The sequence below is a fragment of the Actinoplanes sp. NPDC051513 genome (genome assembly GCF_044454685.1).
Lineage (GTDB): Bacteria > Actinomycetota > Actinomycetes > Mycobacteriales > Micromonosporaceae > Actinoplanes.
This window is the reverse complement of the sequence record NZ_JBITDW010000017.1, coordinates 133,794-160,596: the sequence shown is the minus strand read 5'-3', so window position 1 is coordinate 160,596 and position 26,803 is coordinate 133,794. Positions and strand designations below refer to the sequence as shown.

Genomic DNA, 26,803 nt, shown 5'->3' with positions numbered 1-26,803 from the left:
CAAGCTGAAACCCTACGTTAACGAAACCTCGCGTTAACTTGCGGTCGCTTCACGAAAGTTGCAGGCTTTGTGACAGCGGCTACTACCCATCCCCACGACGATCCACTCGCCGCGGCAGGACGCGGCACTCGAGTACGGAGATCAGCGTGACCAATAGCAACTTCTCCCGGCGGAACTTTCTGGGACTAGCCGCGGGGGCCGCCGGTGCTGCGGCCCTAGCGGCATGTGGCAGCTCGGGTCCGTCCGACAAGGGCGGCAGCAGCGGCGGCGGCGGCACCAGTGGCACCAGCTACTGGTCGCTGTCGGGCGAGCCAGGCGAGCCGATCCGCCAGGCGGCGATCGACCGCTTCAACAAGGCGAACTCGGGTACCAAGATCACCCCGACGTTCTTCCAGAACGACGCCTACAAGCAGAAGATCAAGACGGCGATCGGCGCCGGCCAGGCCCCGACCATGATCTGGGGCTGGGGCGGTGGCGGCCTCAAGTCGTACGTCGACGCCGGCCAGGTCGTCGACCTGACCGATTGGCTCGGCCAGAACGCCGCGGTCAAGGACAAGATCCTGCCGTCGTCGTTCGGCGCGGCCACGGTGAACGGCAAGGTCTACGCGCTGCCGGTCGAGACCGTGCAGCCGATCGTGCTGTTCTACAACAAGAAGGTCTTCGAGAAGGTCGGCGTCGAGCCGCCGAAGACCTACGGCGACATCCTCAACCTGATCCCGAAGTTCAACGCCAAGGGCATCGCGCCGTTCTCGCTCGCCGGCCAGTCCCGGTGGACGAACATGATGTGGCTCGAGTTCATGCTCGACCGCAACGCCGGCTCGGACGTGTTCAACAACGTGTTCGCGGGCAAGGCGGGCTCCTGGTCCGACCCGGCCGTGCTGGACATGCTGACCAAGGTGCAAGACCTGGTGAAGGGCAACGCCTTCATCAAGGGCTTCTCGTCGATCACCGCCGACTCCAACGCCGACCAGGCCCTGCTGTACACGGGCAAGGCCGCGATGATGGTGCACGGCTCCTGGTCGTTCGGCATCCAGAAGGCCGACGGCGGCGACTTCGTCAAGTCCGGCGGACTGGGCTGGATGAACTTCCCGCCGATCGAGGGCGGCAAGGGCGACCCGACCAACACGGTCGGTAACCCGGGCCAGTACCTCTCGATCTCCTCGAAGGCGTCGGCGGCCGAGCAGGACGTGGCGAAGAAGTTCTTCTCCACCACCCTGGTCGACGACGACGAGAAGGCCGGCTGGGTCAAGTCGGGCGGCGTCCCGGTTCTGAAGAACGCGGACAGCCTGTACACCGGCGACGACGCGCAGTTCCTCAAGGACATGTCGGCGATCGCCTCCGGCGCCAAGACCTTCGCGCAGTCGTGGGACCAGGCGCTCAGCCCGACCGCGGCGGAGACGCTGCTCGACAACATCGCCAAGCTGTTCCAGCTCCAGGTCACCCCGCAGCAGTGGGTCGACAACATGAACGGGGTCATCGGGAAATGACGGCCCTCGCTCCACCCGCCGTACGCGTGAAGGAGCCAAAAACCGCGGCCGGCGGGGGGAGCGGTTCTGTTACGTGGATGGCCCTGCCCGCGCTGTTGATGTTCATCGCGTTCGGGGTCATCCCGCTCGTCGGAGTGCTCGCGCTCAGCTTTACCACCTGGGACGGGATCGGCGACATCCACCCGTCCGGCCTGACCAGCTGGCGGGCGGCGCTGTCCGATCCCGGGCTGCCGCACGCCATCTGGGTGACGTTCGAGATCATGATCTTGTCGTGGCTGGTGCAGACGCCGATCAGCATTCTGATCGGCGTCTTCCTGGCGGCGTTCAAGAAGTACCGCGGTCTCCTGGCGGTGCTGTACTTCATTCCGTTGCTGCTGTCCTCGGCGGCCATCTCGATCACGTTCAAGGCGCTGCTCGACCCGAACTTCGGGCTCGGCGCCGGTTTCGGGGTCGAGTGGCTCAAGCAGGATTGGCTCGGTGACCCGCAGCTCGCCATGGGTGTGCTGATCTTCGTGGTGTCGTGGCAGTACATCCCGTTCCACTCCTTGATCTATCAAGGTGCGGTCCGGCAGATCCCGACGTCGATGTACGAGGCGTCGATGATCGACGGGGCCGGCCGGATCAGGCAGTTCTTCTCGATCACGCTGCCGCAGATCAAGTACACGATCATCACGTCCTCGACGCTGATGGTCGTGGGCTCGCTGACGTTCTTCGACCTGATCTACGTGCTCACCGGTGGCGGTCCCGGCGACTCCACCCGGGCTCTCGCGCTGGAGATGTACCAGAAGGGCTTCATGGCCAACCTGATGGGCCCCGCGTCGTGTATCGCCGTGATCCTGGTCCTGTTGGGTTTGGTCCTGGCCCAGCTGCTGCGACGCCTCGGCGGCCGCGGTGACGAGAGCATGCAGGAAGGGGTCTGACATGACGACCACTGTCAATGTCAGTGGCACGGCGCCGGCGCATCACGAGCAGCCACGACGCAACCGCCGGACGGGTTACAAGCTGCGGAAGATGAACTGGTTCGGCGGCGGCCTCGGCTGGGTCTGGCTGTTCATCGTGATGGTCCCGATCTACTGGATCGTCATCACCAGCTTCAAGACCCAGGCGAACTACTTCATCACCAACACGTTCGCCCCGCCGTCCGACCCGACCTTCGACAACTACAAAGAAGTCATCGACAACGATATCGTCCGATACTTCACGAACAGCGTCATCGTCACCGTCGGGGCCGTGGTCCCCGCCGTGCTCATCTCGTTCATGGCGGCGTACGCGATCATCCGCGGCATCGGCAACCGCTGGTTGCGGTCGATGAACACGCTGTTCCTGCTGGGTCTGGCGATCCCGCTGCAAGCGGTGATCATCCCGGTCTATCTGATCATCATCAAGCTGCAGCTGTACGACACCCTGCTCGCCATCGTGCTGCCCTCGATCGCGTTCGCCATCCCGCTGTCCGTCCTCGTGCTGAGCAACTTCATCCGGGACGTGCCGCGTGAGCTGTTCGAATCGATGCGGATGGACGGCGCCACCGAGTGGGGCACCCTGTGGCGGCTCGCGTTCCCGCTCACCCGCCCCGCGCTGGTCACCGTGACCATCTACAACGCGCTGGGCATCTGGAACGGGTTCCTGCTGCCGCTGGTGCTGACCCAGAGCCCCGACCAGCGCACCATCCCGTACGCGCTGGTCAGCTTCCAGGGTCAGTTCGGCGTGAACGTCCCGGCCATCGCGGCGTCGGTCACGCTCACCACCATCCCGATCGTCCTGCTGTACGCGATCGGGCGCCGCCAGCTACTGAGCGGTCTTACGGCCGGCTTCGGCAAGTAGGGCCGTGCTCTCCCGGATCACGAGCTCTGTCGCCAGCTCCAACCGGGGGGTCTCAATGGGCTCGCCGCGCGACAGTCGCAAGACTGTCCGTGCGGCGAGCCCGCCCATGTCCGCCAGGGGCTGACGCACGGTGGTCAGCGGCGGCGCCGACCAGCGGGCCTCGGGCAGGTCGTCGAAGCCGACCACGCTCAGGTCGTCGGGGATCCGGATGCCGCGCAGGCGTGCCGCCTCGTACAGCCCCAGCGCCATCTGGTCGCTCGAGGCGAAGATCGCGGTGGGCGGGTCCTCGTGGTCGAGCAGCCGCAGCCCGGCCTGGAAGCCCGACTCGTGCCGGAAGTCGCCCGGCTCGATCAGGCCGCGGTCGACCCGGAGGCCGGCTTCCTCCAGGGCGGCGCGGTACCCGTCGAGGCGGGCACGGGAGCAGAGCAGCGCCTTGGGGCCCTCGACCAGCCCGATGCGGGTGTGGCCCAGCGAGATCAGGTGCTCGGTGGCGCTGCGGCCGCCCGACCAGTTGGTCGCGCCGATCGTCGGCACGTCCGCGGCGACGCCGCCGGCCGGGTCGATTATCACCATCGGCACGTTGAGCCGGTGCAGCTCGGTGCTGATCGGGCCGGCGCCGTCCGAGATCACCAGGATCACGCCGTCCGACTGGCGGGCACGCAGGTTCTGCAGCCACTGGCGGGTCGAGGCGGTGCGCCGATGGATGGCCGACACCACGGTGCCGACACCGGCCGCGTGGGTGACCTCCTCGACGCCGCGGATCAGCTCGACCGCCCACGGGCTGTCCAGATCTCCGAAAACGAGATCTATCAATCCCGCTCGCAGCGGCTGCCGAGAGTTACGGGGACGGTAGTCGTGCTCGCGTAAAAGGTGCTCGATACGGTCCCGGGTCTCGGGCGACACGTCCGTACGCCCGTTGAGCACCCGTGACACCGTGGGAACGGACACTCCCGCCGCTTCCGCGATGGTCGCGATCGTCACTCTTCGTCCAACCACGGCCATGGTGGTCTCCTCGCCTCCCGCGGGGGCCTCCGACTGAAAGTTTCGACCGCGGTGCCGGAAGTATTGCACATCCGCGACACAACCGGCCTTAGACAGTCTTCAAGCTCGCGAGAATGATGTTTCCCGGTCCCGACCGCCACCGATATCCACGGAGGACTCTGCGATGACGACCGACCTGCCGGCCCCGGTCCGCGCGGCGATCGACGCCGCCAACGCGAACGACACCGACGCTTTCCTGGGCTGTTTCCCGCCGGACGGCGTCGTCGACGACTGGGGTCGCGAGTTCGTCGGCCATGACGAGATCAGAGGATGGTCCGACCAGGAGTTCATCGGTGTCAAGGTCAATCTGGCGGTCGTGCAGGTGGAGATCGAGGACGTGAACGTCGTGGTGACCGCTCAGGTGGGCGGCGACGGCTTCAACGGCCTCTCCCACTTCACCTTCCATGTCGAGGGTGGCCACCTCACCCGCATGACGATCCGGGCCTGACGCCGGTGCGCCTCCCACGCCTGCTGCTCTGCGGCGCCCTGCTCTACGCCGCCGTGTACCTTCTGACCGCCCTGTTCGCCCAGCCGCCGTTCGACCAGGTGGGCGCGGTGGCGGCCGCGGTGTTCCTGCCGTTGTGGCTGACCCTGTCGGTGGCGAACGCCGCGATCGGCGTCTACTCGGCCGGCTACCGCCCGCGCGAGGAAGCGACGGTCCTGCTGCCGGTCTTCGGCGTGCCCGCGGTGCTGGCGCTGGTGGTCTGGTGGCTCACCGGCGGCGCCCCGATCGCGTCGGCCCGCACGCCGCTCATCCTCATCGCCGGCATCGCCCTGTGGCTGGCGCTCGCCTTGCTGGGCGGGCTGCTCCTGCCCGGCGCGACCCGGGCGACGGCCCTTCGCTTCACGGCGGCGGTGTTCCTGCCGCTGTGGGTGGCGCTGATGATGGTCAACCTGCTGATCGGTGTCGTCGTGGCCGGCTACGGCGTGGGCGAGGAGATTCCGGTGCTCCTGCTCAACGTCGCGGTTCCGGCCGTCGTGGCCGCCGGCGCCTGGGCGCCATTCCGGGAGAGGCCAACTCCCTGGAATCGATGAGTTCGCCATTCCTGGTCGGCAGCGACACGTGGAAGGGGCAGCACGTGGGCGCCGGCCCGGACCAGCGGGCCTCGACGCCTGTTGGGGTAGGGGTCGATATAAGTGGATATTTCCGTCGGTCCCACCGGGTCTTTCCCGCACCGTGGGCGATCCGCCCACGGACCGGGACACCCCGTCAGCCAGTGGGAGTGCGTCCCACAGACTGACCCCAACCGCCACATCATGGATCCTCGAGGGCTCAGCGCGACGGGCCGCACCCACCGCATCCACCCACGGCCCCCGGCCATGGCGTGCCCCGCTCGGCCATTGATCACGGCAAGATTTTTGGATCACCCGGCGGCCCACAGACCTCCCCCGCCCCGGCACCTGGGTGGGGCCGAGTAGAGCAGCCGGGTATGACAAAATCCCGCTGCCGTCCACAGACCGGCGACCGGGATATCTTCAGCGGTCGGCGGTGAGGACGCCGGTGCGGTGGGTGGCCACCCAGTCGGCCAGGTCGTCGGCCGGCATCGGGCGGGCCAGCAGGAAGCCCTGGGCGATGTCGCAGCCCGTCGCGGTCAGCAAAGCCACGGTCTCCTGGGTCTCGACGCCCTCGGCGACCACCTGCAGGCCGAGGTTGTGGCCCAGGTCGACCACCGAGCGGACGATCGCGGCGTGGGCCAGGTTGTCCGCCAGGTCGGTGACGAAGGACCGGTCGATCTTCAGCTCGTGCAGGGGGAGCCGCGAGAGATAACCCAGCGACGTCTGGCCCTGGCCGAAGTCGTCGATGCTCACGCGTACGCCGGTGGCCGAGACCCGGGCCAGCACCTCGGCGGCCACCTCGGGGTCGGCCAGCAGGGCGGTCTCGGTGATCTCGAGGGTGAGACGGTCGGGGGCGATGCCGGCGTCGGCGAGGGCGGCCAGCACGGCGTCGGCGAAGTCGGGGCGGGCCAGGTTGCGGGCCGAGATGTTGACGGCCATGGTCAGGTCGTCGAAGGCGTCGGCCCACACGGTGATCTGGGCCAACGCGGCCGCCAGCACCCAGCGGGTCAGGGGCTCGATCAGGCCGGTCTGCTCGGCGGCGGGGAGGAACGCGTCCGGCTGGACCATGCCGCGGCGCGGGTGGCGCCAGCGGACCAGGGCCTCGACGGCGCACAGGCGTCCGGTTCGCAGCTCGGCCTTGGGCTGGTAGTGCAGCTCCAGCTCGCCCGACTCGATGGCCCGGCGCAGCTCGCCGACCAGGGCGAGCTTGCCCACGTCGAAGGTGTCGTGGCGGGCGTCGTAGCGGGCCATCCCGGTGCGGCTGCCCTTGGCCTGGTACATGGCGACGTCGGCGCGGCGCAGCAGGGCGTCGACGTCCTGCCCGTCGGCGGGCGCCACCGCGTACCCGAAGCTCGTCTCGGCCGAGATGGGCAGCGCGCCGACCGTGACCTCGGCCTCGAGGGCGTCGCGGAGCCGGCCGAGCCGTTCGGGGATCTCCGCGTCGCCGGCGTTGGTCAGCACGAGGCCGAACTCGTCGCCGCCCAGCCGGGCCACGGTGTCGCCGGAGCGGACCGCGCCGGCCAGCCGGGCGCCGAGCTCGCGGAGCAGCGCGTCGCCGACATGGTGCCCGAGCGTGTCGTTGACATCCTTGAAGCGGTCCACATCGGCCACCACCACCGCGGCCGAGCGCCCGTGCCGCTTCGCGTCCTCGATCGCGGACGCCACCCGCCGCTGGAAGAGGGTGCGGTTGGGCAGGCCGGTCAGCGCGTCGCGCTCGGACAGCCAGGCCATCCGCCGCATGGTCGAGGCGGACACCAGCGCGAGGATCGCCCACAGCGCGGCCAGACCGACCCCGAGGACCGTGTAGATCGTGTTCAGGCCGGCGCTGACCTCGCGCGCGATGGGGGCATAGGGCAAATAGATCTCGAGTACGCCCACCGCGGGGCCCCCGGTGCTCAGGGGGAGGTAGATCTCGACCACCCGCTCGCCGGCCGGGCCCTCGTCGTTGGCGTCGGTGTTGAGGCGGGTCAGGTGGGCGACCGTCGCACCGCGGGCGGCGTCGAGCACCTCGTCCTCGATCTGGCCCCCGGTGGCGCCGGCGCCGGAGCCGTCGTCGGAGAAGACCACCCGGCCCGACAGATCACGCAGGCGCATGCGCACCACGTCGCCGGAGCCGATCACGCGGTCGGACAGCCGGCGCAGCGACGTCAGCTCGGCGGCCGGCATGATCGGGGTCAGCGGGCGGCCGTCGAGCAGAGGCTCGACCGCGGTGCGGGCGATCAGCGATGCCTGGGCGCGCCCCTCGGCCAGGCCGCGGGTGCGCGCCTCGGCGGCGAGAGCGTACGACAGCACCAGGCCCAGGAGCAGCACCGGCAGCAGGCTGGCGGCGGCGTAGGTGAGGAACAACCGCCACGTTGGACGGTCGCTGCCCGCGAGCCTGGGAAGCGGCACACGGGCACGGTACGCCTCTCACCGGAACCGCGGGGCACGAGAGGCCGCGGGATCTCGCCGCCGAGGGCGGGATTCGTCAGAAGCCGACGAGATCGTCGGTGCTCAGCGCCATGGGGAACGGAAGAGCGGAGACGAGGACTTCCCCGGGCTTCGCGACGGCGTGCTCGGCATACTCGCCGGCCTCGAGGCGGAGCAGGAGCAGCGTCACCGACTCGTAGCCGGCGAAATCCGGTTCGACGAGCAGGTACCAGCCGACGCCCGCCTCGGCGTAGTACTTCTTCTTCTCGCGCCGGTCGATGGAAGCGGTGCTCGGTGAGGTGATCTCGGCGACGAGCACGGCGTCGGCAGCCGAGTTCATCGAGGAGGTACGGCCGAATGTGCCCACCGCGACGTCGGGAATGAGATAGCGGCTCGGGCTGAGCCGGAGGTTGGGCGTCAGCCGCACCGTGAGGCCGGCCCTGCGGGCGGCCGGCACCAGCGCGGATCTCAAGATGATGCTGATTTCGGTGTGGGCGTTGTTGGCGTTGCTCACCCTGAGTTCCCCGTCGAAGAGCTCTTGCCGGTAGTTGTTCTCGCCCAGGGCGAGATACTCGGATTCCGTCAGGTGCTTCGGACGGTCGAGCATCGGGTCGCTCATGAGCAGAGTGTTCCACACGGTCATGCCGTCCGCCCCTTGACTAGTTGTCTGGTGCCACCTGGACTGGGGAGCAATTGTTCCCTGACCACTTGCTGTGTGTCAACCCGCCATGGCGAGCCCCTTCAGCGGGGGACGCCCAGGGCCGGGGCTCGCGCGGCCTCCGCCAGCCGGGCCGCCACCTCGGCGTGGCCGGTGGCGATCAGGCCGACGGTGACGCGCAGGTGCGGCGGGCCGGGCGCGGTGGTGAAGGCGGTGCCGGCCGCGGCCGCGATCCCGTTGCCGGCCAGGGTGATCAGGGCCGCCTGCTCATCGGCGACCGGGAGCCAGATGTTCAGGCCGTCGCCGGCCGGCAGGCGCACGCCGCGGGCGCCGAGGGCGTCGACGACCAGGTGGCGGCGGGCCGCGTACTGCGCGCGGGCGTGGCGGACCGCGGCGATCGAGTCGGGGGAGGTCAGCAGGGCAAGGAGCAACCGCTGCAGGAGGCGGCTGGTCCAGCCCTGGCCGAGCAGGCGGCGCTCGAGGACCGGGTCGAGGACCGTGGCGGGTCCGCCGGCGGCGGCCAGGCGCAGGTCGGGGCCGTGCGACTTGGAGAAGCTGCGGACGTGGACCGTCTGCCGCGGCAGGTGGGCGCCGAGCGACCGGAGCGGGCTGGAGGCGACATCCCCGGCGGAGTCGTCCTCCACCGCGTACACGTGGGGGTGCAGCGCCAGCACCTCGGCGAGCGCGGCGGCCCGCGCGGTTGACCACGACGCGCCCGTGGGGTTGAGCGCCCGCGGCTGGAGGAAGACGACGGCGGGGCGGGCCGCCATCGCGGCCGCCAGCGCGCCGGGGAGCATGCCCGACTCGTCGGTGCCGACGCCGACCGCCTCGACGCCCAGGGCCTCCAGGAGGTCGAGCAGCGGCGGGAAGCAGGGGTTTTCCACGATCGCGCGGTCACCCAGGCGTAACAGGGCCGTGGAAATCTGGTCGATGGCGTCCATCGCGCCGTCGAAGATCGCCAGGCGGTCGGGCGGGAAGGGCCAGGTCTGACGCAGATGCGAGGCCAGCCCGGGGAGGACGGGCTCGTCGAGGTAGCTGCTGGGTGCGGGGGAGAGGCCGGCCGGCGACGGCAGCGCGGGCAGCAGCGCCGGGTCGGGGACGCCGGTGGACAGGTCGAGGGTGAAGCCGGATCTTCCGCGCAGGGCGGCGCGGTAGCGGCCGGGGCCGGTCGTCCGGGAGGAGGCGACGACCGTGCCGCGACGACCGTCGGTCTGGATGGTGCCGGCGCGGCGCAGGAGCTGCCAGGCTGCGCTGACCGTCGTCGGGGACATCTGCAGGTCACGGGCTACGGCGCGCACGGGCGGGAGCTTCGCGCCGGGCGAGAGGGTGCCGTCGCCCACGGCTCGGCCTACCGCTTCGGCCAGACCGCGGGCGGTCGGCTTGGTGAGCAGGTCACGCACCGCGTCCAGCATTTTGTGACAGTACGATTCGAGCATTGTTCCGTCCATAGCTGTTACGTAATCTCGGGCCATGATTCGTATCGCGCACTGGATCGGTGGCGCCGAGTGCGCCGGCACGTCGGGCCGCACCGGGCCCGTCTTCAACCCCGCGACCGGCGAGCAGACCGCCGAGGTCGACCTCGCGTCCGCCGAGGAGGTGGCGGCGGCCGTCGCGGTCGCGAAGGAGGCCGCCCGGGCCTGGCGGGAGGCGTCGCTGTCGCGCCGCTCGGCGGTGCTGTTCAAGTTCCGGGAGCTGCTCGCCGACCGGGCCGGGGAGCTGGCCGCGGTGATCACGAGCGAGCACGGCAAGGTGCTGTCCGACGCGGCCGGCGAGGTGGCCCGCGGGCTGGAGAACGCGGAGTTCGCGACCGGCATCCCGCACCTGATGAAGGGCTCGTACAGCGAGCAGGCGTCGACCGGCGTCGACGTGTACTCGATCCGCCAGCCGCTCGGGGTGGTCGCCGGCATCACGCCGTTCAACTTCCCGGCCATGGTGCCGCTGTGGATGTGCACCACGGCGATCGCGGCCGGCAACGCGTTCGTGCTCAAGCCCAGCGAGAAGGACCCGTCGGCGGCGCTCTTCCTGGCCCGGCTGTGGCGGGAGGCGGGTCTGCCGGACGGCGTGTTCTCGGTCGTGAACGGCGACGTCGAGGCGGTCGACGCGCTGCTCACCCACCCGGACGTCGCGGCAGTCAGCTTCGTGGGCTCGACCCCGGTGGCCAAGCACATCTACGAGACCGGCACCGCCAACGGCAAGCGGGTGCAGGCCCTCGGCGGCGCGAAGAACCACATGGTGGTGCTGCCGGACGCCGAGCTCGACGCGGCGGCGGACGCGGCCGTGAGCGCGGCCTACGGAAGCGCCGGCGAGCGCTGCATGGCCGTCTCGGTGGTCGTGGCCGTCGGCGACGTGGCCGACCCGCTCGTCGAGGCGATCGCGGCCCGGCTGCCCAAACTCAAGATCGGCGCCGGCACGGATGCGGAAGCGCAGATGGGCCCGCTGATCAGCGCGGCGCACCGGGACAAGGTGACCGGCTACATCGAGGCCGGCGCGAAGAACGGCGCGACCGTGGTGGCCGACGGGCGCGAGACGGAGGTGCCGGAGGACGGCTACTTCCTCGGGGTCACGCTGCTCGACAACGTCACGCCCGAGATGGCGGTCTACACCGACGAGATCTTCGGGCCGGTGCTCTGCGTGGTGCGCGCGCACACGTACGCGGAAGCCGTGAATTTGATCAATGAGAACGAGTACGGGAACGGTACCGCGATCTTCACGCGTGACGGCGGCGCGGCACGGCAGTTCCAGTTCGATGTGAACGCGGGCATGGTCGGGGTGAACGTGCCGATCCCGGTGCCGGTGGCCTACTACTCGTTCGGCGGGTGGAAGGCGTCGCTGTTCGGCGACACCCATATGTACGGCCCCGATGGCATCCACTTCTTCACGCGCACCAAGGTCGTCACCTCCCGCTGGCCCGACCCGGGCACGTCCAGCGTGGACCTCGGCTTCCCGCAGACCCGATAGACCAGGACAAAAAATGACCGAAGCCGTCGTACGGGCTGACGACCGCGCCCATGTCTTCCACAGCTGGTCGGCTCAGGGGCTGATCAACCCGCTGCCGATCGCGGGGGCCTCCGGAAGCTACTTCTGGGACTACGAAAACACGAAATATCTGGACTTCTCGTCGCAACTGGTCAACGTCAACATCGGGCACCAGCACCCGAGGCTGGTCGCGGCGATCCAGGAGCAGGCGGCCAAGCTCTGCACGATCCAGCCGGCCTTCGCCAACGACAAGCGCGGCGAGGCCGCCCGCCTGATCGCCGAGCTCGCTCCGGGCAGCCTCAACAAGGTCTTCTTCACCAACGGCGGCGCCGAGGCCACCGAGAACGCGGTCCGGCTGGCCCGCGGGCACACCGGCCGGCACAAGGTGCTCTCGGCCTACCGCAGCTATCACGGCTCGACCTCCACGGCGATCACCGCGACCGGGGACCCGCGCCGGTGGGCGAACGAGCCGACTGCCGTGGGCATGGTGCATTTCTGGGGCCCGTACCCCTATCGATCGCCGTTCTTCTCGACGAGCGCCGACGAGGAGACCGGGCGCGCCCTGCGGCACCTGCGGGACACGATCGTCTTCGAGGGCGCGGCGACGATCGCGGCGATCCTGATCGAGACCGTGGTGGGCACCAACGGCATCCTGGTGCCGCCGCCCGGCTACCTGGCCGGCGTGCGCGCGATCTGCGACGAGTTCGGCATCGTCTTCATCGCCGACGAGGTGATGGCGGGCTTCGGCCGGTGCGGCGAGTGGTTCGCGGTCGACCGCCGGGGCGTCACCCCGGATCTCATCACCTTCGCGAAGGGCGTCAACTCCGGCTATCTGCCTCTGGGTGGCGTGATCATCTCCGACGAGATCGCTTCGTCCTTTGACAAGCGGCCGTTCCCGGGCGGCCTTACCTACTCGGGCCACCCGCTCGCCTGCGCCTCGGCCGTCGCCTCGATCGAGATCTTCAAGGAGGAGGGGATCATCGAGCACGCGCGGGCGATCGGCGACGACGTGATCGGGCCCGGTCTCGACCTGCTCCAGGAGAAGCACCCGAGCGTGGGCGAGGTGCGTGGCCTGGGCGTCTTCTGGGCGATCGAGCTGGTGCGCGACCGGGAGACCCGGGAGCCGCTGGTGCCCTTCAACGCCTCCGGCGCGGCCGCGGGGCCGATGAACGAGGTGGCCGCGGCCTGCAAGGAGCGTGGTCTCTGGCCCTTCACCCACTTCAACCGGGTGCACGTCGTGCCGCCCTGCACGGTGAGCGCCGAGGAGGTCCGCGAAGGACTGTCGATCCTCGACGAGGCGCTCGAGGTTGCCGACAAGTATTACGCGGGCTGACGCGGGATTGCGTAGCTGCGAGGGGCGGTCTACGCCTGATTCCGTTTCAAGTTTGGAAAATTCCTCGGATTCCCTTGTTCAGAACACCTGCGTGTGACAAGGTCCCTTGCGTCGTCGTGTGGGGGCTGTCACAGGCCTCAGCTGGGGGTCTATTCAGTGAACGAGCTGCGGAACTTTGTCGGTGGCGATTACGCCGGCACCGTGGACGGGGTGACCTCGGAGGTCGTCGATCCGAGCACCGGGGAGGCGTACGCCCTCGCGCCCGTCTCCTCCGCAGCCGACGTCGACCGGGCGATGGCGGCCGCCGGGTCCGCCTTCGAGACCTGGCGGGACGCCACTCCGGCCGAGCGGCAGCGCGCGCTGCTGCGCATCGCCGACGCGGTCGAGGCCCGGGCCGGCGAGCTCATCGAGGCCGAGTGCCGCAACACCGGCAAGCCGGTCGAGGCCACCCGCCGGGAAGAGATCGGCCCGATGGTCGACGAGCTGCGCTTCTTCGCGGGCGCGGCGCGCGTCCTCGAGGGCAAGTCCGCGGGGGAGTACTTGCGCGACCACACCTCCTACGTGCGGCGCGAGCCGATCGGGGTGTGCGCCCAGATCACCCCGTGGAACTACCCGATGGTCATGGCCGTCTGGAAGTTCGCGCCGGCCATCGCGGCGGGCAACAGCGTCGTGCTCAAGCCCTCCGACACGACACCGGTGAGCACGCTGCTGCTCGCCGAGATAGCCGCCGAGTTCCTCCCGCCCGGCGTGCTCAACGTGGTCTGCGGCGACCGCGACACCGGCCGTGCCGTTGTCGCCCACCCGGCGCCGCAGCTCGTCTCGATCACCGGCTCCACTAGGGCCGGCATGGAGGTCGCCGTGGCGGCGGCGGCCGACCTGAAGCGGGCTCACCTGGAGCTCGGTGGCAAGGCGCCGGTGATCGTCTTCGACGACGTCGACCTCGAGTCGACCGCCGAGGCGATCGCCGGCGCGGGCTTCTTCAACGCCGGGCAGGACTGCACCGCCGCGACGCGGGTGCTGGTGCACAGCCGGGTCGCGAAGGAGTTCACCGAGCTGCTCGCGGCGGCCGCCCGCAACACCAAGGCCGGTCCGCCCGGCGACACCGAGGCCTACCTCGGCCCGGTCAACAACGCCGGCCAGCTGGCGCGGGTGCAGGGTTTCCTCGACCGGGCCCCCGATCACGCCGACATCGTCGCCGGCGGCAAGCGGATCGGCGATCGTGGCTACTTCCTCGAGCCGACCGTCGTCGCCGGCCTCGCCCAGCGCGACGAGATGATCCAGGACGAGGTGTTCGGCCCGGTCATCACCGTGCAGACCTTCGACGGCGAGGCCGACGCGGTCCGCTTCGCCAACGATGTGCGCTACGGCTTGAGTGCCAGCGTCTGGACCCAGAACCACGGCCGCGCCATGCGCGTCTCCCGCCGGCTCGACTTCGGCGCCGTCTGGATCAATACGCACCTGCCGTTCGTCTCCGAGATGCCGCACGGCGGTTACGGCCACTCCGGCTACGGCAAGGACCTTTCGATGTACGGGTTCGAGGAGTACACCCGGATCAAGCACGTGATGAGCCACCTGGGCTGACCTGCCCCGTCCCCACCGCGCGAAGAGGAACAACATGACCACCCCCCAGCACAGCGCCGTCACCGCCCCGCCACCCGGCCCGGCGTCGAACGGGCAGCCGGCTATCCGGTTCGCCGGTGTCCACAAGAACTACCTGTCGCACGGCGAGACCGTCCCGGCCGTCAAGCGCACGGACCTGGCGATCGCCCAAGGGGAGTTCTTCTCGCTGCTCGGCCCCTCGGGCTGCGGCAAGACCACCACGATGCGGATGATCGCCGGCTTCGAGGAGCCGACCGCCGGCAAGGTCTTCCTCGACGGCAAGGACGTCACCGGGGTCGCGCCCAACAAGCGCGACATCAACATGGTCTTCCAGTCGTACGCGCTGTTCCCGCACCTCAACACGTTCCAGAACGTGGCGTTCGGGCTCGAGCGCAAGAAGGTCGCCAAGGACGAGATCAAGCGCCGGGTCGGCGAGATCCTCGAGATCGTGTCGCTGACCGGCATGGAGAAGCGGGCGTCCCGGGAGATGTCCGGCGGCCAGCAGCAGCGGGTGGCGCTGGCCCGCGCCCTGGTCAACCGGCCGCGGGCGCTGCTGCTCGACGAGCCGCTCGGCGCGCTCGACCTCAAGCTGCGCCAGCAGATGCAGGTCGAGCTCAAGCGCATCCAGCGCGAGGTCGGCATCACCTTCGTCTACGTCACGCACGACCAGGGCGAGGCGCTGACCATGTCCGACCGGATCGCGGTGATGAACGCCGGCGTGATCGAGCAGCTCGGCACGCCGCGCGAGATCTACGAGCGGCCGGCGAGCCGGTTCGTGGCCGGCTTCATCGGCACCTCGAACATCGTCGAGGGACACGTCGACCGGGCCGAGAACGGGCTGGCGCTGCTCAGCTACACCACGCAGGACCGGGTGGTGGTGCCGTGCGGCAGCGCGGTGCGAGCCGGCGACAAGATCGAGGTGTCCGTGCGGCCCGAGAAGGTCGACCTGCACCGCACACTTCCGCCGGTGACGTCAACCGGTGGAAGCGTTCTGTCCGGGATTGTGAACGAGGTTGTTTATCACGGAACCTCGACGAACTACACGGTGGCGACCGCCGCGGGCGCCGACTTTACTGTCTTCGATCAAAATGCTTCGAGCGCCGATGATCTTGCGGATCGCGGCGATCGTGTCTACCTGACCTGGGCCCCCCAGCATTCATACATGATCGGAGTCTGATGTCTGCCTCGAACACCCCCGACACTGCCCTGATTCGCGGCATGACCCAGCGCCGGCTCGGCCGGCGGGACGCACTCCGGATCTCCGGTCTCTCCGCCCTCGGCGCGGCCCTCGCGGCCTGCGGCGTGCAAGGCAAGGCCAAGCCCGGCGCGAGCGCGGCGCCCGACGCGGTCGAGAAGTTCTGGACCGGCAAGGCCAAGACCGGCCACATCGACTTCGCGAACTGGCCGCTGTACATGGACCCGCAGAAGCCCGAGCTGAAGGCGTTCACCAAGGAGACCGGCATCTCGGTGAACTACCAGGAAGTCATCCAGGAGATGGGTCCCTGGTTCGCCAAGGTGCAGCCGCAGCTGTCGGCCGGCCAGTCGATCGGCTTCGACCTGATGGTCATCACCAACAGCGTGCAGTTCGCGCAGTTCCGCGACTCGGGCTTCCTGGCTCCGCTCGACCACTCCAAGCTGCCGAACTTCAAGAAGAACGCGGCTGCCTCGTACACGAAGGAAGCATTCGACCCGGGCAACGTGTACAGCGTGCCGTGGGCGTCGGGCATGACCGGCATCGCGTACGACGAGACGAAGACCAAGCGCCCGATCACCAAGCTCGCCGACCTGTGGGACCCGGCGTTCAAGGGCAAGGTCGGCATGTTCTCCGACACCCAGGAACTGGCCAACTTCGGCCTGCTCAAGGCCGGCATCAACCCCGACAAGTCGACGCCCGGCGACTGGCAGACGGCGGCCGACGAGCTCAAGAAGCAGAAGGACGCGGGCATCGTCCGCAAGTACTACGACCAGAGCTACGTCGACGCGCTCGGCAAGGGCGAGGTCTGGATCACCCAGGCCTGGTCCGGCGACATCTTCCAGAAGAACATCTCCGACGGCACGAACTTCAAGTTCATCATCCCGGAGGAGGGCGGCACGATCTGGACCGACAACTTCACGATCCCGATCACCGCCAAGGCCCCGGTCGACGCGATCACGCTGATCGACTTCTTCTACCGGACGGACATGGCCGCCTCGCTGGCCGAGTACATCAACTACGTCTGCCCCGTTCCGGGCGCGCAGGCGCAGATCAAGGCCGACGCGGCCAAGAAGAGCGGCGACGACAAGCAGGCGCTGCTCGACGTCGCCGACTCCAAGCTGGTCTTCCCGTCCGAGGCCGAGTACTCGAAGCTGCACTACTACGTGTCCTTCGACTCGGTGGCCGACCAGCAGGCATTCCAGAAGACCTTCGAGCCGATCACCCTGGGCTGACATGAACCGAGTCAAACGCCGGCTTGCCCCGTACTTCCTGGTCCTGCCGGGTGGTCTGTGGCTGTTGCTGTTCTTCGCGATCCCGATGATCGCCATGCTGTCGCTCTCGCTGCAGCAAGGCGACATCGTCTACGGATACACGTTCACCTTCCACTGGCAGAACTACACCGACGCCATCAGCGGCTACCACGACCAGCTGTTCCGCTCGCTGATCTACGCGGCGATCGGGACGATCCTGCTGATCGCGCTGGCCTTCCCGGTGGCGTACTGGATCGCGTTCTACGGCGGCAGGCGCAAGCCCACGTACCTGTTCCTGCTGCTCCTGCCGTTCTTCGTGTCGTTCGTGCTGCGCACCATCTCGTGGCGGCAGATCCTCACCGACGACGGGCCGGTGCTGCACCCGCTGAAGCAGATCGGGCTGCTGCCCGACTCGTACCATCTGCTCGGCACGCCGATGGCGGTGATCGGCGGGCTGGTCTACAACTTCCTGCCGTTCATGGTGCTGCCGATCTACGTGGCGCTCGAGCGGATCGACCCGCGGGTGGTGGAGGCGGCCCGCGACCTGTACGCGACCCCGCCGCTGGCCTTCCGCAAGGTGATCCTGCCGCTGGCGCTGCCCGGCGTCTTCGCCGGCGTGCTGATGTCGTTCGTGCCGATGGCCTCGGACTACGTCAACTCCGAGGTGCTGGGCAGCCAGTCGACCACCATGATCGGCCAGGTCATCCAGCACAAGTACCTGCAGACGTCCGACTACCCGACCGCCGCGGCGCTCTCGTTCATCCTCATGGCGGTGCTGCTGGTCGGCATCTTCGCCTACGCCCGGGCGCTGGGCACCGAGGACGTGATGAAGGTGGCGGCCCGATGAGCCAGAGCACCCTGGAACGCCCGCCGGCCGAGTCGGCGCACGCGGCCAGGCCGCGGCGCCGCCTCAAGAGCGGCGGCCTGCTGCACATCTACACCTGGCTGGTCATCATCTGGCTGGTCATCCCGATCGCCGTGATGATCGCGTTCGCCTTCAACGACACGCCGGGCCGCTACAACCAGCACTGGGACGGCTTCACCCTCAAGTGGTGGGGCAAGATCTTCGAGATCGAGGACCTCACCAAGGCGCTGTGGACCTCGCTGGCGATCGCGGTGATCTCCAGCCTCGTGGCGACGGCGCTGGGCACCGGCATCGGCTACGCCCTCGGGCGCTTCCGGTTCCGCGGCTCCGGCACGCTCAACGTGATCATGTTCAGCACGATCTCGTCGCCCGAGCTGATCATGGGCGCGTCGCTGCTCTCGCTGTTCGTCTCGCTGAACGTCGGGCCGGGCTTCACGACGATCGTGATCGCGCACATCATGTTCTCGATCTCGTTCGTCGCCGCGATCGTGCGGGCCCGGGTCGTCACCCTCGACCGCTCGATCGAGGAGGCGGCGGCCGACCTGGGCGCCACGCCGTGGACGACGTTCTGGAAAGTCACCTTCCCGATCATCCTCCCGGCCGTGTTCTCCGGCGCCCTGCTGGCGTTCGCCCTGTCCATCGACGACTTCGTGGTCACCAACTTCACCGCGGGCAGCACCGTCACGTTCCCGCTGTGGATCTGGGGCGCCACCCGCGTCGGCCTGCCCCCGCAGGTCAACGTGATGGGCACCCTCATCTTCGCGGTCGGCGTCCTGATCGCGGTCGTCACCAACATCCGCTCGCGGCAACAAGGTAAGCGGGATTGATAACTCGTGGGCTCGCCCCTCAAGGACGCACTGCCTGAGCCGTTCTGGCTCACCCAGCCCGGGGCTCCGGCCCCGGCCGCACCACTCGACGGCCCTGCCACCGCGGATCTCGCGGTGGTGGGGGCCGGGTACAGCGGCCTGTGGACCGCGCTGATCGCCAAGGAGCGCGATCCCTCGCTCGACGTCGTGGTTGTCGAGGCGGGCACCGCGGGCTGGGCGGCATCGGGCCGCAACGGCGGGTTCTGCGCCGCCAGCCTCACCCACGGCTTCGACAACGGACTGGCGCGCTTCCCCGGCGAGATGGACCGGCTGCTGCGCCTCGGCCGGGAGAACCTCGACGAGATCGAGTCCGCCGTCGCCCGTTACAAGATCAATTGCGACTTCCGGCGTACGGGTGAGCTGCACGTGGCCACCGAGCCGTGGCAATGGCGCGACCTGGTCGAGGGGCACGCCGCCGAGGCGGCCCGCGGTCTCGACGTCGAGCTGCTCGACCAGGATCGCGTACGGGCGGAGGTCGACTCGCCCACCTATCTCGGTGGCGTCTGGGACCGTACCGGCTGCGCGATGGTCGACCCGGCCCGGCTCGCCTGGGGATTGCGCCAGGCATGTCTCGACCTCGGCGTCCGCCTCTACGAGAACACCAAGGTCGAGCGGATCTCCTCGTCCGGCGCCGGCCTGGTGCTCCAGACATGGCGCGGCGGGATCACCGCCCGGCGGGTCGCGCTGGCCACCGGCGCGCACGGCCGGCTGCTCAAGCGGCTGCAGCAGTACGTCGTGCCGGTGTACGACTACGCGCTGATGACCGAGCCGCTCACCGGCGCGCAGCTCGCCTCGATCGGCTGGCGAAACCGGCAGGGCATCGGCGACTCCGCCAACCAGTTCCACTACTACCGGCTCACCGCGGACAACCGGATCCTGTGGGGCGGATACGACGCCGTCTACTTCAACGGCGGCCGGATCACCCCGTCCCAGGACCAGCGCGACGCCACCTTCGAGCTCCTGGCCGCGCACTTCGCCGCGACCTTCCCGCAGCTCGACGGCATCCGCTTCACGCACAAGTGGGGCGGCGTCATCGACTGCTGCAGCCGGTTCAGCGCGTTCTTCGGCACGGCGCACGGCGGCCGGCTCGCGTACGCGGCGGGCTACACCGGCCTCGGCGTGGGTGCGACCCGGTTCGGCGCGAAGGTCATGCTCGACCTGCTCGGCGGCACGCCGACGGAGCTGACATCGCTGAAGATGGTGCGCGCCAAGCCGCTGCCCTTCCCGCCCGAGCCGGTGCGCAGCGGCGTCATCCAGCTGACCCGCTGGTCGATCGCCCGGGCCGACCGGAACGAGGGCCGGCGCAACCTGTGGCTGCGCACCCTCGACAAGGCCGGTCTCGGCTTCGACTCCTGATCGACATCCTCTCGGCGCGGCGGCTGATGGAGGTCTCAGAGGGTCAGGCCGGTCAGCACCATGACGCGTGGCTCGGTGTAGTCCTCCATGGCGCTGGCGACGCCCTCGCGTCCGGAGCCGCTGGCCTTCACGCCGCCGTACGGCATCTGGTCGGCGCGGAAGCTCGGCACGTCGCCGATGATCACGCCGCCCACGTGCAGCCGCCGGTGGGCGGCGAAGGCCAGGTCGATGCGGCGGGTGAAGACGCCGGCCTGCAGGCCGAAGGCCGAGTCGTCGATGGCGGCCAGGCCGGCCTCGTCCGACTCCACCGCGGTGAGCACCAGCACCGGGCCGAAGACCTCCTCGGCGCACACCTTCGCGTCGGCCGGCACTTCGGTGAGCACGGTGGGGGCGATGGTCGTTCCCTGCCGGCCGCCGCCGGTCAGGATCTTGCCGCCCTTGGTGACCGCCTCGGCGATCCACTCCTCGATCCGCGTGGCCGCCTTCGAGTCGATCACCGGGCCCACGTCGGTCCGCTCGTCGCGCGGGTCGCCGACCTTCAACGACTCGACCGCCGCGACCAGCTTCGGGGTGAAGGCCGCCAGATGATCGCGGTGGACGAAGACCCGCTGGACCGCGATGCAGCTCTGCCCGGCCTGGTAGTTCGAGAACGTGGCGATCCGCTGCGCGGCGAAGTCCAGGTCGTCCCAGTCCCGGCAGATCAATGCGGCCGCGTTGCCGCCCAGCTCGAGCGTCACGTGCTTGTGGGGCACCGCGGCGCGGATCCGGGCGCCGACCGGGCCCGAGCCGGTGAACGACACCACCGGCAGCCGCGGGTCGGCGACCAGGGCGTCCATCCGCTCGTTCGGCACCGGCAGCACCGAGAACATGCCGGCCGGCAGGTCGAGCCGGCTCATGATCTCGCCGAGCAGCAGCGCGGTGAGCGGGGTGGCGGGGGCCGGCTTCACGATGATCGGCACGCCGACCGCGAGCGCGGGGGCCACCTTGTGCGCCACCAGGTTGAGCGGGAAGTTGAACGGCGCGATGCCCAGCACCGGGCCGCGCGGCGCCCGGCGGACCAGCGCGATCCGCCCGGCCGCGGCCGGGTCGGTGTCGAGCCGCTGGAGGTCGCCGGAGAAGCGCCGGGCCTCCTCGGCGGCCCAGCGGAACGTGCTGACCGCCCGCGCCACCTCGGCCCGCGCCCACTTGAGCGGCTTGCCGTTCTCCGCTGTGATCAGCGAGGCGAACTCCTCGGCGCGCCGCCTGATGCGGATGCTGATCTCGTCGAGGGCGGCGGCGCGCGCGGCGGCGGTCAGCTCGGCGGCCGGTCCGGCGGCTGCCGCGGCCGCCGCGACGGCCTCCTCGACCTGCGCGGCGGTGGCGTTGCTGGTCTCGCCGACAACCTCGGTGTCGAAGGGGTGACGCACCGTGAGGACATCGGTGCCGGTGGCCGGTCGCCCGGCGACGTAGAAGGGGATCACGGCGAGACTGTACCGTCGTAGCAGGCGTGGAAATAGTTGTTCCGCCTCTTGCAAACGACGGAATCAGTGAAATGATCGGGATTCAAAGCCCGAAGGAGTTGAGAGATGCCTTCCTCCGACGACCTGCACCGGCGCCGGAGCTCGGTCGTGGCGCGCGGGGTCAGCAGCATGATCCCGTCCTACGTCAGCAGCGCCGCCGGCGGCACGATGACCGATGTGGACGGACGCGAGTGGATCGACTTCGCGGCCGGCATCGCGGTGACCAACGTCGGCAACGCCGCGCCGAAGGTCGTGGCCGCGGTCCGCGAGCAGGTCGCGCGATTCACGCACACCTGCTTCATGATCGCGCCGTACGAGCAGTACGTCGCGGTCTGCGAAGAGCTGGCCGCGCTCACCCCCGGTGACTTCGAGAAGCGCTCGGCGCTGTTCAACTCGGGCGCCGAGGCGGTCGAGAACGCTGTCAAGATCGCCCGGCACGCGACCGGCCGGCAGGCCATCGTCGTGTTCGATCACGCCTACCACGGCCGCACCAACCTCACCATGGCGCTCACCGCCAAGGTCATGCCGTACAAGCAGGGCTTCGGGCCGTTCGCCGGCGAGATCTACCGGGTGCCGATGTCGTACCCGTTCCGGGACGGCCGCAGCGGGGCGGACGCGGCGGCGTACGCGATCAGCCAGATCGAGAAGCACGTCGGCGCGACCAATGTCGCCGCGGTCCTGATCGAGCCCGTCCAGGGCGAGGGCGGTTTCGTCGTGCCCGCGGCCGGCTTCCTGCCGGCGCTGGCGGCCTGGAGCAAGCAGGCCGGGGCGGTCTTCATCGCCGACGAGATCCAGACCGGGTTCTGCCGCACCGGCGCGTGGTTCGCCAGCGAGCACGAGGGCGTCGAGCCCGACCTGATCACCACGGCCAAGGGCATCGCCGGCGGCCTGCCGCTCGCCGCGGTCACCGGCCGCGCCGAGATCATGGACGCCGTGCACCCGGGCGGCCTCGGCGGCACGTACGGCGGCAACCCGATCGCCTGCGCGGCCGCGCTCGCCAGCATCGAGACCATGCGCGAGCTCGACCTCGCCGCGGCGGCCCGGCACATCGAGGCGGTGGCCCGGCCCCGGCTCGAGGCCCTGGCGGCCAAGCACCCGCAGATCGGCGAGGTGCGCGGACGCGGCGCGATGCTGGCTCTCGAGCTGGTCGTTCCGGGGGAATCCGGCCCCAGCGGCCCGACCCCCGACGCCCCGGCCACCGGCGCGGTCGCCAAGGCGGCGCACGAGTCCGGCCTTCTGCTGCTCACCTGCGGCACCTACGGCAACGTGATCCGGCTGCTGCCGCCGCTCGTCATCACCGACGACGAGCTCGATCGTGGACTTTCCCTGCTCGAGCAAGCTTTCGAGTCCCTCACCCGCTGAGACGGAGCCCCCCTTGTCCGACCTTCAGTCACCCGACTTCGAGAAGCTCGCCGGCGCCGCCCGGGACCATCTCTGGCTGCACTTCACCCGCCTGTCGTCGTACCAGCAGGCCGAGGTGCCGCTGATCGTGCGCGGCGACGGCTGCTACATCTGGGACAGCGCCGGGCGCCGCTACCTCGACGGCCTGTCCGCGCTGTTCGTCGTGCAGACCGGCCACGGCCGCCAGGAGCTCGCCGAGGCCGCCGCCAAGCAGGCCGGCGAGCTGGCCTACTTCCCGATCTGGTCGTACGCGCACCCCAAGGCGGTCGAGCTCGCCGCCCGGCTGGCCGACCTCACCCCGGGCGACCTGAACCGGGTCTTCTTCACCACCGGCGGCTCCGAGGCGGTCGAGTCGGCCTGGAAGCTCGCCCGCTCGTACTTCAAGCGGGTCGGCAAGCCGATGAAGACCAAGGTGCTGTCCCGGTCGATCGCGTACCACGGCACCTCGATGGGCGCCCTGTCGATCACCGGCATCCCGGCGCTCAAGCAGGACTTCGAGCCGCTCGTGCCGTCGACGTTCCGGGTGCCGAACACGAACTACTACCGCCGCCCCGACGAGAGCATGAGCCTCGAGGAGTTCGGCGTCTGGGCCGCCGATCGCATCGCCGAGGCCATCGAGTTCGAGGGCCCCGACACGGTCGCCGCGGTCTTCCTCGAGCCGGTGCAGAACGCCGGCGGCTGCTTCCCGCCGCCGCCCGGGTACTTCCAGCGGGTCCGCGAGATCTGCGACCGGTACGACGTGCTCATGGTCTCCGACGACGTGATCAGCGGCTTCGGCCGGCTCGGCGAGTACTTCGGCGGGCAGCGGTACGACTACACGCCCGACATCATCACCGTCGCCAAGGGCCTGACCTCCGGCTACGTCCCGCTCGGCGCGATGATCGCCTCCGACCGGCTGGCCGAGCCGTTCCTGCACGGCACCAACTGGTTCGCGCACGGCGTCACCTACGGCGGCCACCCGGTCGGCTCGGCGGTGGCCCTCGCGAACATCGACATCATGGAGCGGGAGAACCTCAACGGCCACGTCCGCGACAACACCGCGCTGTTCCGCTCCTACCTCGAGCGGCTCTACGACCTGCCGATCGTCGGCGACGTCCGCGGCGACGGATATTTCTTCGGCATCGAGCTGGTGAAGGACAAGGCCACCAAGGAGACGTTCAACGAGGAGGAGTCGGAGCGGCTGCTGCGCGGCTTCCTCTCGCACGCGCTGTTCGAGGCCGGCCTCTACTGCCGGGCCGACGACCGCGGCGACCCGGTGATCCAGCTCGCGCCCCCGCTGATCGCGGGGGAGGAGCAGTTCATCGAGATCGAGCAGATCCTGCGCTCGGTCCTGACCGAGGCCTCGAACCAGCTGTAGATCCGTTCTTTCGGCGCGGCCCCGGCGATTCTACGCCGGGGCCGCGTTGCGGTAGGAACGGGCGACGATCTCGCGCAGCACGCCAGTGTCGATGTCGGCGACGCGCTTGAGATAGAGGCAGCCCTTGCCGTGGGTGTGCGGGCCGAGCCTTTCCAGCAGATCGGCGTAGTTGTCGAGATAACCGGTCACATAGACGACCGTTTGCGCTTTGCGCGGGGCGAAACCGACCGCGATCGTGTCGCCCTCGCGGCCCGAGTCGTACTTATAGTGGTATTTCCCGAAGCCGACGATGTTGGCCGGCCACAGTTCCGGCGCCTGGCCGGTCACCTCGGTCATGAGATCGATCAGCAGCCGCGCCTCGGCGCGCCGCCGTTCGTCGGGAATCGTTTCCAGGAATGCGTCCACGTTCGTACTTTACGTGCCGTCGATATGTCCCTTGGTGCCGTCGCCTGGAAACCGGACGGTTACCTAACTGCATTGATCGGGGTGATTATCGGGCGAGTGAGGTCAGCGCTCCTAAGCCCAGGGAGAAATGGCATGAGACCCATCAAACCGTACGTGGCGGGCGCGCTCGCCCTTGCGCTGCTGCCCCTGACCGCGTCCTCGAGCGCGCCTGCGTCCACCGTGGATGCCGGCGCGCACGGACCGTCCTACCTCGACTCCCGGCTCTCCACCCACCGCCGGGTCGCCGACCTGATGCGGCGGATGACGCTCGACGACAAGATCGGCCAGATGACGCAGGCCGAGCGGGGCGCGGTGGCCGGCGACCCGAGCCAGATCGCCACGCTGCGGCTCGGCTCGGTGCTCTCCGGCGGCGGGTCGGTGCCGACCCCCAACACCCCGGCCACCTGGGTCGACATGGTCAACACGTTCCAGGCGGCCGCCCTGAGCACGCCACTGAAGATTCCGATGATCTACGGGATCGACGCGGTGCACGGGCACGGCAACGTCTACGGCGCCACGGTCTTCCCGCACAACGTCGGGCTCGGCGCCACCCGCGACCCGGGGCTCGTCTACCGGGCCTACCGGGCGACCGCCTCCGAGGTGCGCGCCACCGGGATCCCCTGGGACTTCGCGCCCTGCATCTGCGTGTCCCGCGACGAGCGCTGGGGCCGGGCGTACGAGAGCTTCGCGGAGGATCCGAACCTCGTCATCAAGATGGAGACCGCGATCGACGGCCTCCAGCGCGGCGGGGTCCTCGCCACCGCCAAGCACTACGCGGGCGACGGCGACACCAGGTACGGCACCGGCAGCGGCGACTTCGCCATCGACCAGGGCATCACCGTCACCAACCGCCGCGACTTCGCCCGGCTCGACCTCGCGCCGTACGTGGCGGCGATCGACCGGCACGACGTGGGCAGCGTGATGCCGTCGTTCTCCAGCGTGGACTGGACCGAGGACGGGGTCGGCAACCCCACCAAGATGCACGCCAGCAAGGAGCTGATCACCGGCGAGCTCAAGGGCCGGATGGACTTCGACGGCTTCGTGATCAGCGACTGGGAGGGCATCCACCAGATCCCGGACCCGTCCGGCGAGCCGGCGCCGACCCCGCTGCAGGTGCGGGTGGGCGTCAACGCGGGCACGGACATGTTCATGGAGCCGAACACGGCCGGCCGGTTCGAGGAGGTGCTCAAGGCCGAGGTGCTGGCCGGGCGGGTGAGCATGGCGCGGATCGACGACGCGGTGCGGCGGATCCTGCGGACCAAGTTCGAGATGGGGCTGTTCGAGCACCCGTACGCGTCGGCTTCTCATGTCGGCGACGTGGGCAGCGCCGCGCACCGGGCGATCGCGCGCGAGGCCGTGGCCGAGTCGCAGGTGCTGCTGAAGAACTCGGGGCGCGCGCTGCCGCTGAAGAAGAACACGCCGATCTACGTGGCCGGGCGCAACGCCGACAACATCGGCAACCAGGCCGGCGGCTGGACGATCGACTGGCAGGGCCGCTCCGGCGACGCGATTCCCGGCACGACGATCCTCGAAGGCATCCAGCAGGTGGCGCCGCATGTCACCTTCAGCGAGGACGGCACCGCCCCGGTCGGCGACGCGCGCGTCGGGGTGGTAGTGGTGGGCGAGACCCCGTACGCGGAAGGCTTCGGCGACGTCGGCGGGCCGGCCTGGCCCTGGGGCACGCCGGCCCAGACCGAGCCCAAGTCGATGACCCTGCAGCCCGGCGACAAGGCCGTGGTCGCCCGGGTGTGCGCGGCGGTGCCGACGTGCGTGGTGCTGCTGGTCTCCGGGCGCCCGCAGGTGATCACCGATCAGCTGCCGGTGATGGACGCGCTGGTGGCGTCGTGGCTGCCGGGCAGCGAGGGCGCGGGCGTGGCGGACGTGCTGTTCGGCAAGCGGCCGTTCACCGGGCGGCTCCCGCTGTCGTGGCCGGCCACCGTGGACCAGCTGCCGATCAACGTGGGCGACCGCGACTACCAACCCCTTTATCCGTACGGTTGGGGACTGCGCACCGGTGGCGGCTCGCATTCCGCGCTCGACGCCGCTCGGGACGCGGCCCAGGCCCGGGTCGCCGCCGGGCGTGGCGGCGCGAACTGGGCGGCCAAGCTGGCCGAGGCCGACCGGGCGCAGACCGCGGGCGACAACGCCCGGGCCTACGCCCTCTGGCGGTCGGTCCGGACCGCCTGAGTT

The 26,803-nt window shown here is 69.6% G+C and carries 22 protein-coding genes; 16 read left to right on the top strand and 6 right to left on the bottom strand.

Translation table 11 applies throughout. The features are described from left to right. Positions 1-146 precede the first annotated feature (146 nt). The 3 genes from ACIA5D_RS37285 to ACIA5D_RS37275 all read left to right on the top strand — a co-directional run bounded on the left by ACIA5D_RS37285 (position 147) and on the right by ACIA5D_RS37275 (position 3,308). On the top strand, positions 147-1,487 hold the full coding sequence (locus ACIA5D_RS37285; protein WP_396035174.1) for an extracellular solute-binding protein: 1,341 nt from the start codon (positions 147-149) through the stop codon (positions 1,485-1,487). A 77-nt stretch (positions 1,488-1,564) separates the two neighbouring features. Then, a complete protein-coding gene (locus tag ACIA5D_RS37280; protein WP_396035173.1) occupies positions 1,565-2,407 on the top strand; it encodes a carbohydrate ABC transporter permease in 843 nt (280 codons plus the stop codon). Position 2,408: 1 nt separating this feature from the next. Further along, positions 2,409-3,308 (top strand): carbohydrate ABC transporter permease, encoded by a 900-nt coding sequence (locus ACIA5D_RS37275; RefSeq protein WP_396035172.1) that lies wholly within the window; start codon positions 2,409-2,411, stop codon positions 3,306-3,308. On the opposite strand, the gene ACIA5D_RS37270 is transcribed toward ACIA5D_RS37275, so the two are convergent. Continuing rightward, positions 3,273-4,310, bottom strand: a complete 1,038-nt coding sequence (locus ACIA5D_RS37270) for a LacI family DNA-binding transcriptional regulator (protein WP_396035171.1) — start codon at positions 4,308-4,310, stop codon at positions 3,273-3,275. The genes ACIA5D_RS37275 and ACIA5D_RS37270 overlap by 36 nt on opposite strands. 163 nt (positions 4,311-4,473) lie before the next feature. Between ACIA5D_RS37270 and ACIA5D_RS37265 the strand changes: the two genes are divergently transcribed. Continuing rightward, positions 4,474-4,797: a nuclear transport factor 2 family protein gene (locus ACIA5D_RS37265; RefSeq protein WP_396035170.1), complete on the top strand. Its 324-nt coding sequence runs from the start codon at positions 4,474-4,476 to the stop codon at positions 4,795-4,797. Positions 4,798-4,802: 5 nt separating this feature from the next. Further along, positions 4,803-5,384, top strand: coding sequence for a hypothetical protein (locus ACIA5D_RS37260; protein WP_396035169.1), 582 nt, complete (start codon positions 4,803-4,805; stop codon positions 5,382-5,384). A gap of 441 nt (positions 5,385-5,825) precedes the next feature. Here ACIA5D_RS37260 and ACIA5D_RS37255 read toward each other — a convergent pair whose 3' ends face one another. The 3 genes from ACIA5D_RS37255 to ACIA5D_RS37245 form a co-directional block, all read right to left on the bottom strand. After that, positions 5,826-7,796, bottom strand: coding sequence for a putative bifunctional diguanylate cyclase/phosphodiesterase (locus ACIA5D_RS37255; RefSeq protein ID WP_396035168.1), 1,971 nt, complete (start codon positions 7,794-7,796; stop codon positions 5,826-5,828). Positions 7,797-7,872: 76 nt separating this feature from the next. Continuing rightward, positions 7,873-8,457, bottom strand: a complete 585-nt coding sequence (locus ACIA5D_RS37250; RefSeq protein WP_396035167.1) for a Uma2 family endonuclease — start codon at positions 8,455-8,457, stop codon at positions 7,873-7,875. Between the two features lie 98 nt (positions 8,458-8,555). After that, on the bottom strand, positions 8,556-9,884 hold the full coding sequence (locus ACIA5D_RS37245; RefSeq protein ID WP_396035166.1) for a GntR family transcriptional regulator: 1,329 nt from the start codon (positions 9,882-9,884) through the stop codon (positions 8,556-8,558). A gap of 58 nt (positions 9,885-9,942) precedes the next feature. Between ACIA5D_RS37245 and ACIA5D_RS37240 the strand changes: the two genes are divergently transcribed. The 8 genes from ACIA5D_RS37240 to ACIA5D_RS37205 all read left to right on the top strand — a co-directional run bounded on the left by ACIA5D_RS37240 (position 9,943) and on the right by ACIA5D_RS37205 (position 19,912). After that, positions 9,943-11,430, top strand: a complete 1,488-nt coding sequence (locus tag ACIA5D_RS37240) for a CoA-acylating methylmalonate-semialdehyde dehydrogenase (RefSeq protein WP_396035165.1) — start codon at positions 9,943-9,945, stop codon at positions 11,428-11,430. 13 nt (positions 11,431-11,443) lie between these two features. Continuing rightward, entirely contained in the window at positions 11,444-12,781 is a 1,338-nt protein-coding gene (locus ACIA5D_RS37235) for an aspartate aminotransferase family protein (protein WP_396035164.1), read from the top strand. A 156-nt stretch (positions 12,782-12,937) separates the two neighbouring features. Then, positions 12,938-14,362 (top strand): gamma-aminobutyraldehyde dehydrogenase, encoded by a 1,425-nt coding sequence (locus tag ACIA5D_RS37230; RefSeq protein ID WP_396035163.1) that lies wholly within the window; start codon positions 12,938-12,940, stop codon positions 14,360-14,362. Between the two features lie 34 nt (positions 14,363-14,396). Next, the gene (locus ACIA5D_RS37225; protein WP_396035162.1) at positions 14,397-15,557 is read left to right on the top strand and encodes an ABC transporter ATP-binding protein; all 1,161 of its coding nucleotides are present in this window, start codon (positions 14,397-14,399) and stop codon (positions 15,555-15,557) included. Next, positions 15,557-16,807 carry a spermidine/putrescine ABC transporter substrate-binding protein gene (locus tag ACIA5D_RS37220; RefSeq protein WP_396035161.1) on the top strand — a complete coding sequence of 417 codons (1,251 nt, stop codon included), beginning with the start codon at positions 15,557-15,559 and terminating at the stop codon, positions 16,805-16,807. Before ACIA5D_RS37225 ends, ACIA5D_RS37220 begins: the two co-directional genes overlap by 1 nt. Before the next feature lies 1 nt (position 16,808). Continuing rightward, positions 16,809-17,672: an ABC transporter permease gene (locus ACIA5D_RS37215; protein ID WP_396035160.1), complete on the top strand. Its 864-nt coding sequence runs from the start codon at positions 16,809-16,811 to the stop codon at positions 17,670-17,672. Continuing rightward, a complete protein-coding gene (locus ACIA5D_RS37210) occupies positions 17,669-18,517 on the top strand; it encodes an ABC transporter permease (protein WP_396035159.1) in 849 nt (282 codons plus the stop codon). The genes ACIA5D_RS37215 and ACIA5D_RS37210 overlap by 4 nt, the downstream gene beginning before the upstream one ends. Positions 18,518-18,523: 6 nt before the next feature. Next, a complete protein-coding gene (locus ACIA5D_RS37205) occupies positions 18,524-19,912 on the top strand; it encodes an NAD(P)/FAD-dependent oxidoreductase (RefSeq protein WP_396035158.1) in 1,389 nt (462 codons plus the stop codon). Between the two features lie 35 nt (positions 19,913-19,947). On the opposite strand, the gene ACIA5D_RS37200 is transcribed toward ACIA5D_RS37205, so the two are convergent. Beyond that, complete coding sequence (locus ACIA5D_RS37200; RefSeq protein WP_396035157.1) at positions 19,948-21,372, bottom strand: aldehyde dehydrogenase family protein; 1,425 nt, start codon at positions 21,370-21,372, stop codon at positions 19,948-19,950. A 105-nt stretch (positions 21,373-21,477) separates the two neighbouring features. Here ACIA5D_RS37200 and gabT point away from each other — a divergent pair, with 105 nt between their 5' ends. Further along, complete coding sequence (gene gabT, locus ACIA5D_RS37195; protein WP_396035156.1) at positions 21,478-22,773, top strand: 4-aminobutyrate--2-oxoglutarate transaminase; 1,296 nt, start codon at positions 21,478-21,480, stop codon at positions 22,771-22,773. Between the two features lie 13 nt (positions 22,774-22,786). After that, complete coding sequence (locus tag ACIA5D_RS37190) at positions 22,787-24,169, top strand: aspartate aminotransferase family protein (RefSeq protein ID WP_396035155.1); 1,383 nt, start codon at positions 22,787-22,789, stop codon at positions 24,167-24,169. A 30-nt stretch (positions 24,170-24,199) separates the two neighbouring features. Here the strand turns inward: ACIA5D_RS37190 and ACIA5D_RS37185 are convergent, their stop codons facing one another. Next, positions 24,200-24,574, bottom strand: a complete 375-nt coding sequence (locus ACIA5D_RS37185) for a DUF1801 domain-containing protein (protein ID WP_396035154.1) — start codon at positions 24,572-24,574, stop codon at positions 24,200-24,202. Positions 24,575-24,706: 132 nt separating this feature from the next. On the opposite strand from ACIA5D_RS37185, the gene ACIA5D_RS37180 reads away from it, so the two are divergent. Next, on the top strand, positions 24,707-26,800 hold the full coding sequence (locus ACIA5D_RS37180; protein ID WP_396035153.1) for a glycoside hydrolase family 3 protein: 2,094 nt from the start codon (positions 24,707-24,709) through the stop codon (positions 26,798-26,800). Positions 26,801-26,803 lie beyond the last annotated feature (3 nt).

What these genes read in the sequence shown, in the direction of transcription:
- ACIA5D_RS37275 (WP_396035172.1), top strand. Translation starts at nt 2,409, where the DNA reads ATGACGACCACTGTCAATGTCAGTGGCACGGCGCCGGCGCATCACGAG.
- ACIA5D_RS37210 (WP_396035159.1), top strand. Translation starts at nt 17,669, where the DNA reads ATGAGCCAGAGCACCCTGGAACGCCCGCCGGCCGAGTCGGCGCACGCG.
- ACIA5D_RS37250 (WP_396035167.1), bottom strand. Translation starts at nt 8,457, where the DNA reads ATGACCGTGTGGAACACTCTGCTCATGAGCGACCCGATGCTCGACCGT.
- ACIA5D_RS37280 (WP_396035173.1), top strand. Translation starts at nt 1,565, where the DNA reads ATGGCCCTGCCCGCGCTGTTGATGTTCATCGCGTTCGGGGTCATCCCG.
- ACIA5D_RS37265 (WP_396035170.1), top strand. Translation starts at nt 4,474, where the DNA reads ATGACGACCGACCTGCCGGCCCCGGTCCGCGCGGCGATCGACGCCGCC.
- ACIA5D_RS37215 (WP_396035160.1), top strand. Translation starts at nt 16,809, where the DNA reads ATGAACCGAGTCAAACGCCGGCTTGCCCCGTACTTCCTGGTCCTGCCG.
- ACIA5D_RS37180 (WP_396035153.1), top strand. Translation starts at nt 24,707, where the DNA reads ATGAGACCCATCAAACCGTACGTGGCGGGCGCGCTCGCCCTTGCGCTG.
- ACIA5D_RS37220 (WP_396035161.1), top strand. Translation starts at nt 15,557, where the DNA reads ATGTCTGCCTCGAACACCCCCGACACTGCCCTGATTCGCGGCATGACC.
- ACIA5D_RS37235 (WP_396035164.1), top strand. Translation starts at nt 11,444, where the DNA reads ATGACCGAAGCCGTCGTACGGGCTGACGACCGCGCCCATGTCTTCCAC.
- ACIA5D_RS37225 (WP_396035162.1), top strand. Translation starts at nt 14,397, where the DNA reads ATGACCACCCCCCAGCACAGCGCCGTCACCGCCCCGCCACCCGGCCCG.
- ACIA5D_RS37270 (WP_396035171.1), bottom strand. Translation starts at nt 4,310, where the DNA reads ATGGCCGTGGTTGGACGAAGAGTGACGATCGCGACCATCGCGGAAGCG.
- ACIA5D_RS37240 (WP_396035165.1), top strand. Translation starts at nt 9,943, where the DNA reads ATGATTCGTATCGCGCACTGGATCGGTGGCGCCGAGTGCGCCGGCACG.
- gabT (WP_396035156.1), top strand. Translation starts at nt 21,478, where the DNA reads ATGCCTTCCTCCGACGACCTGCACCGGCGCCGGAGCTCGGTCGTGGCG.
- ACIA5D_RS37245 (WP_396035166.1), bottom strand. Translation starts at nt 9,884, where the DNA reads ATGCTGGACGCGGTGCGTGACCTGCTCACCAAGCCGACCGCCCGCGGT.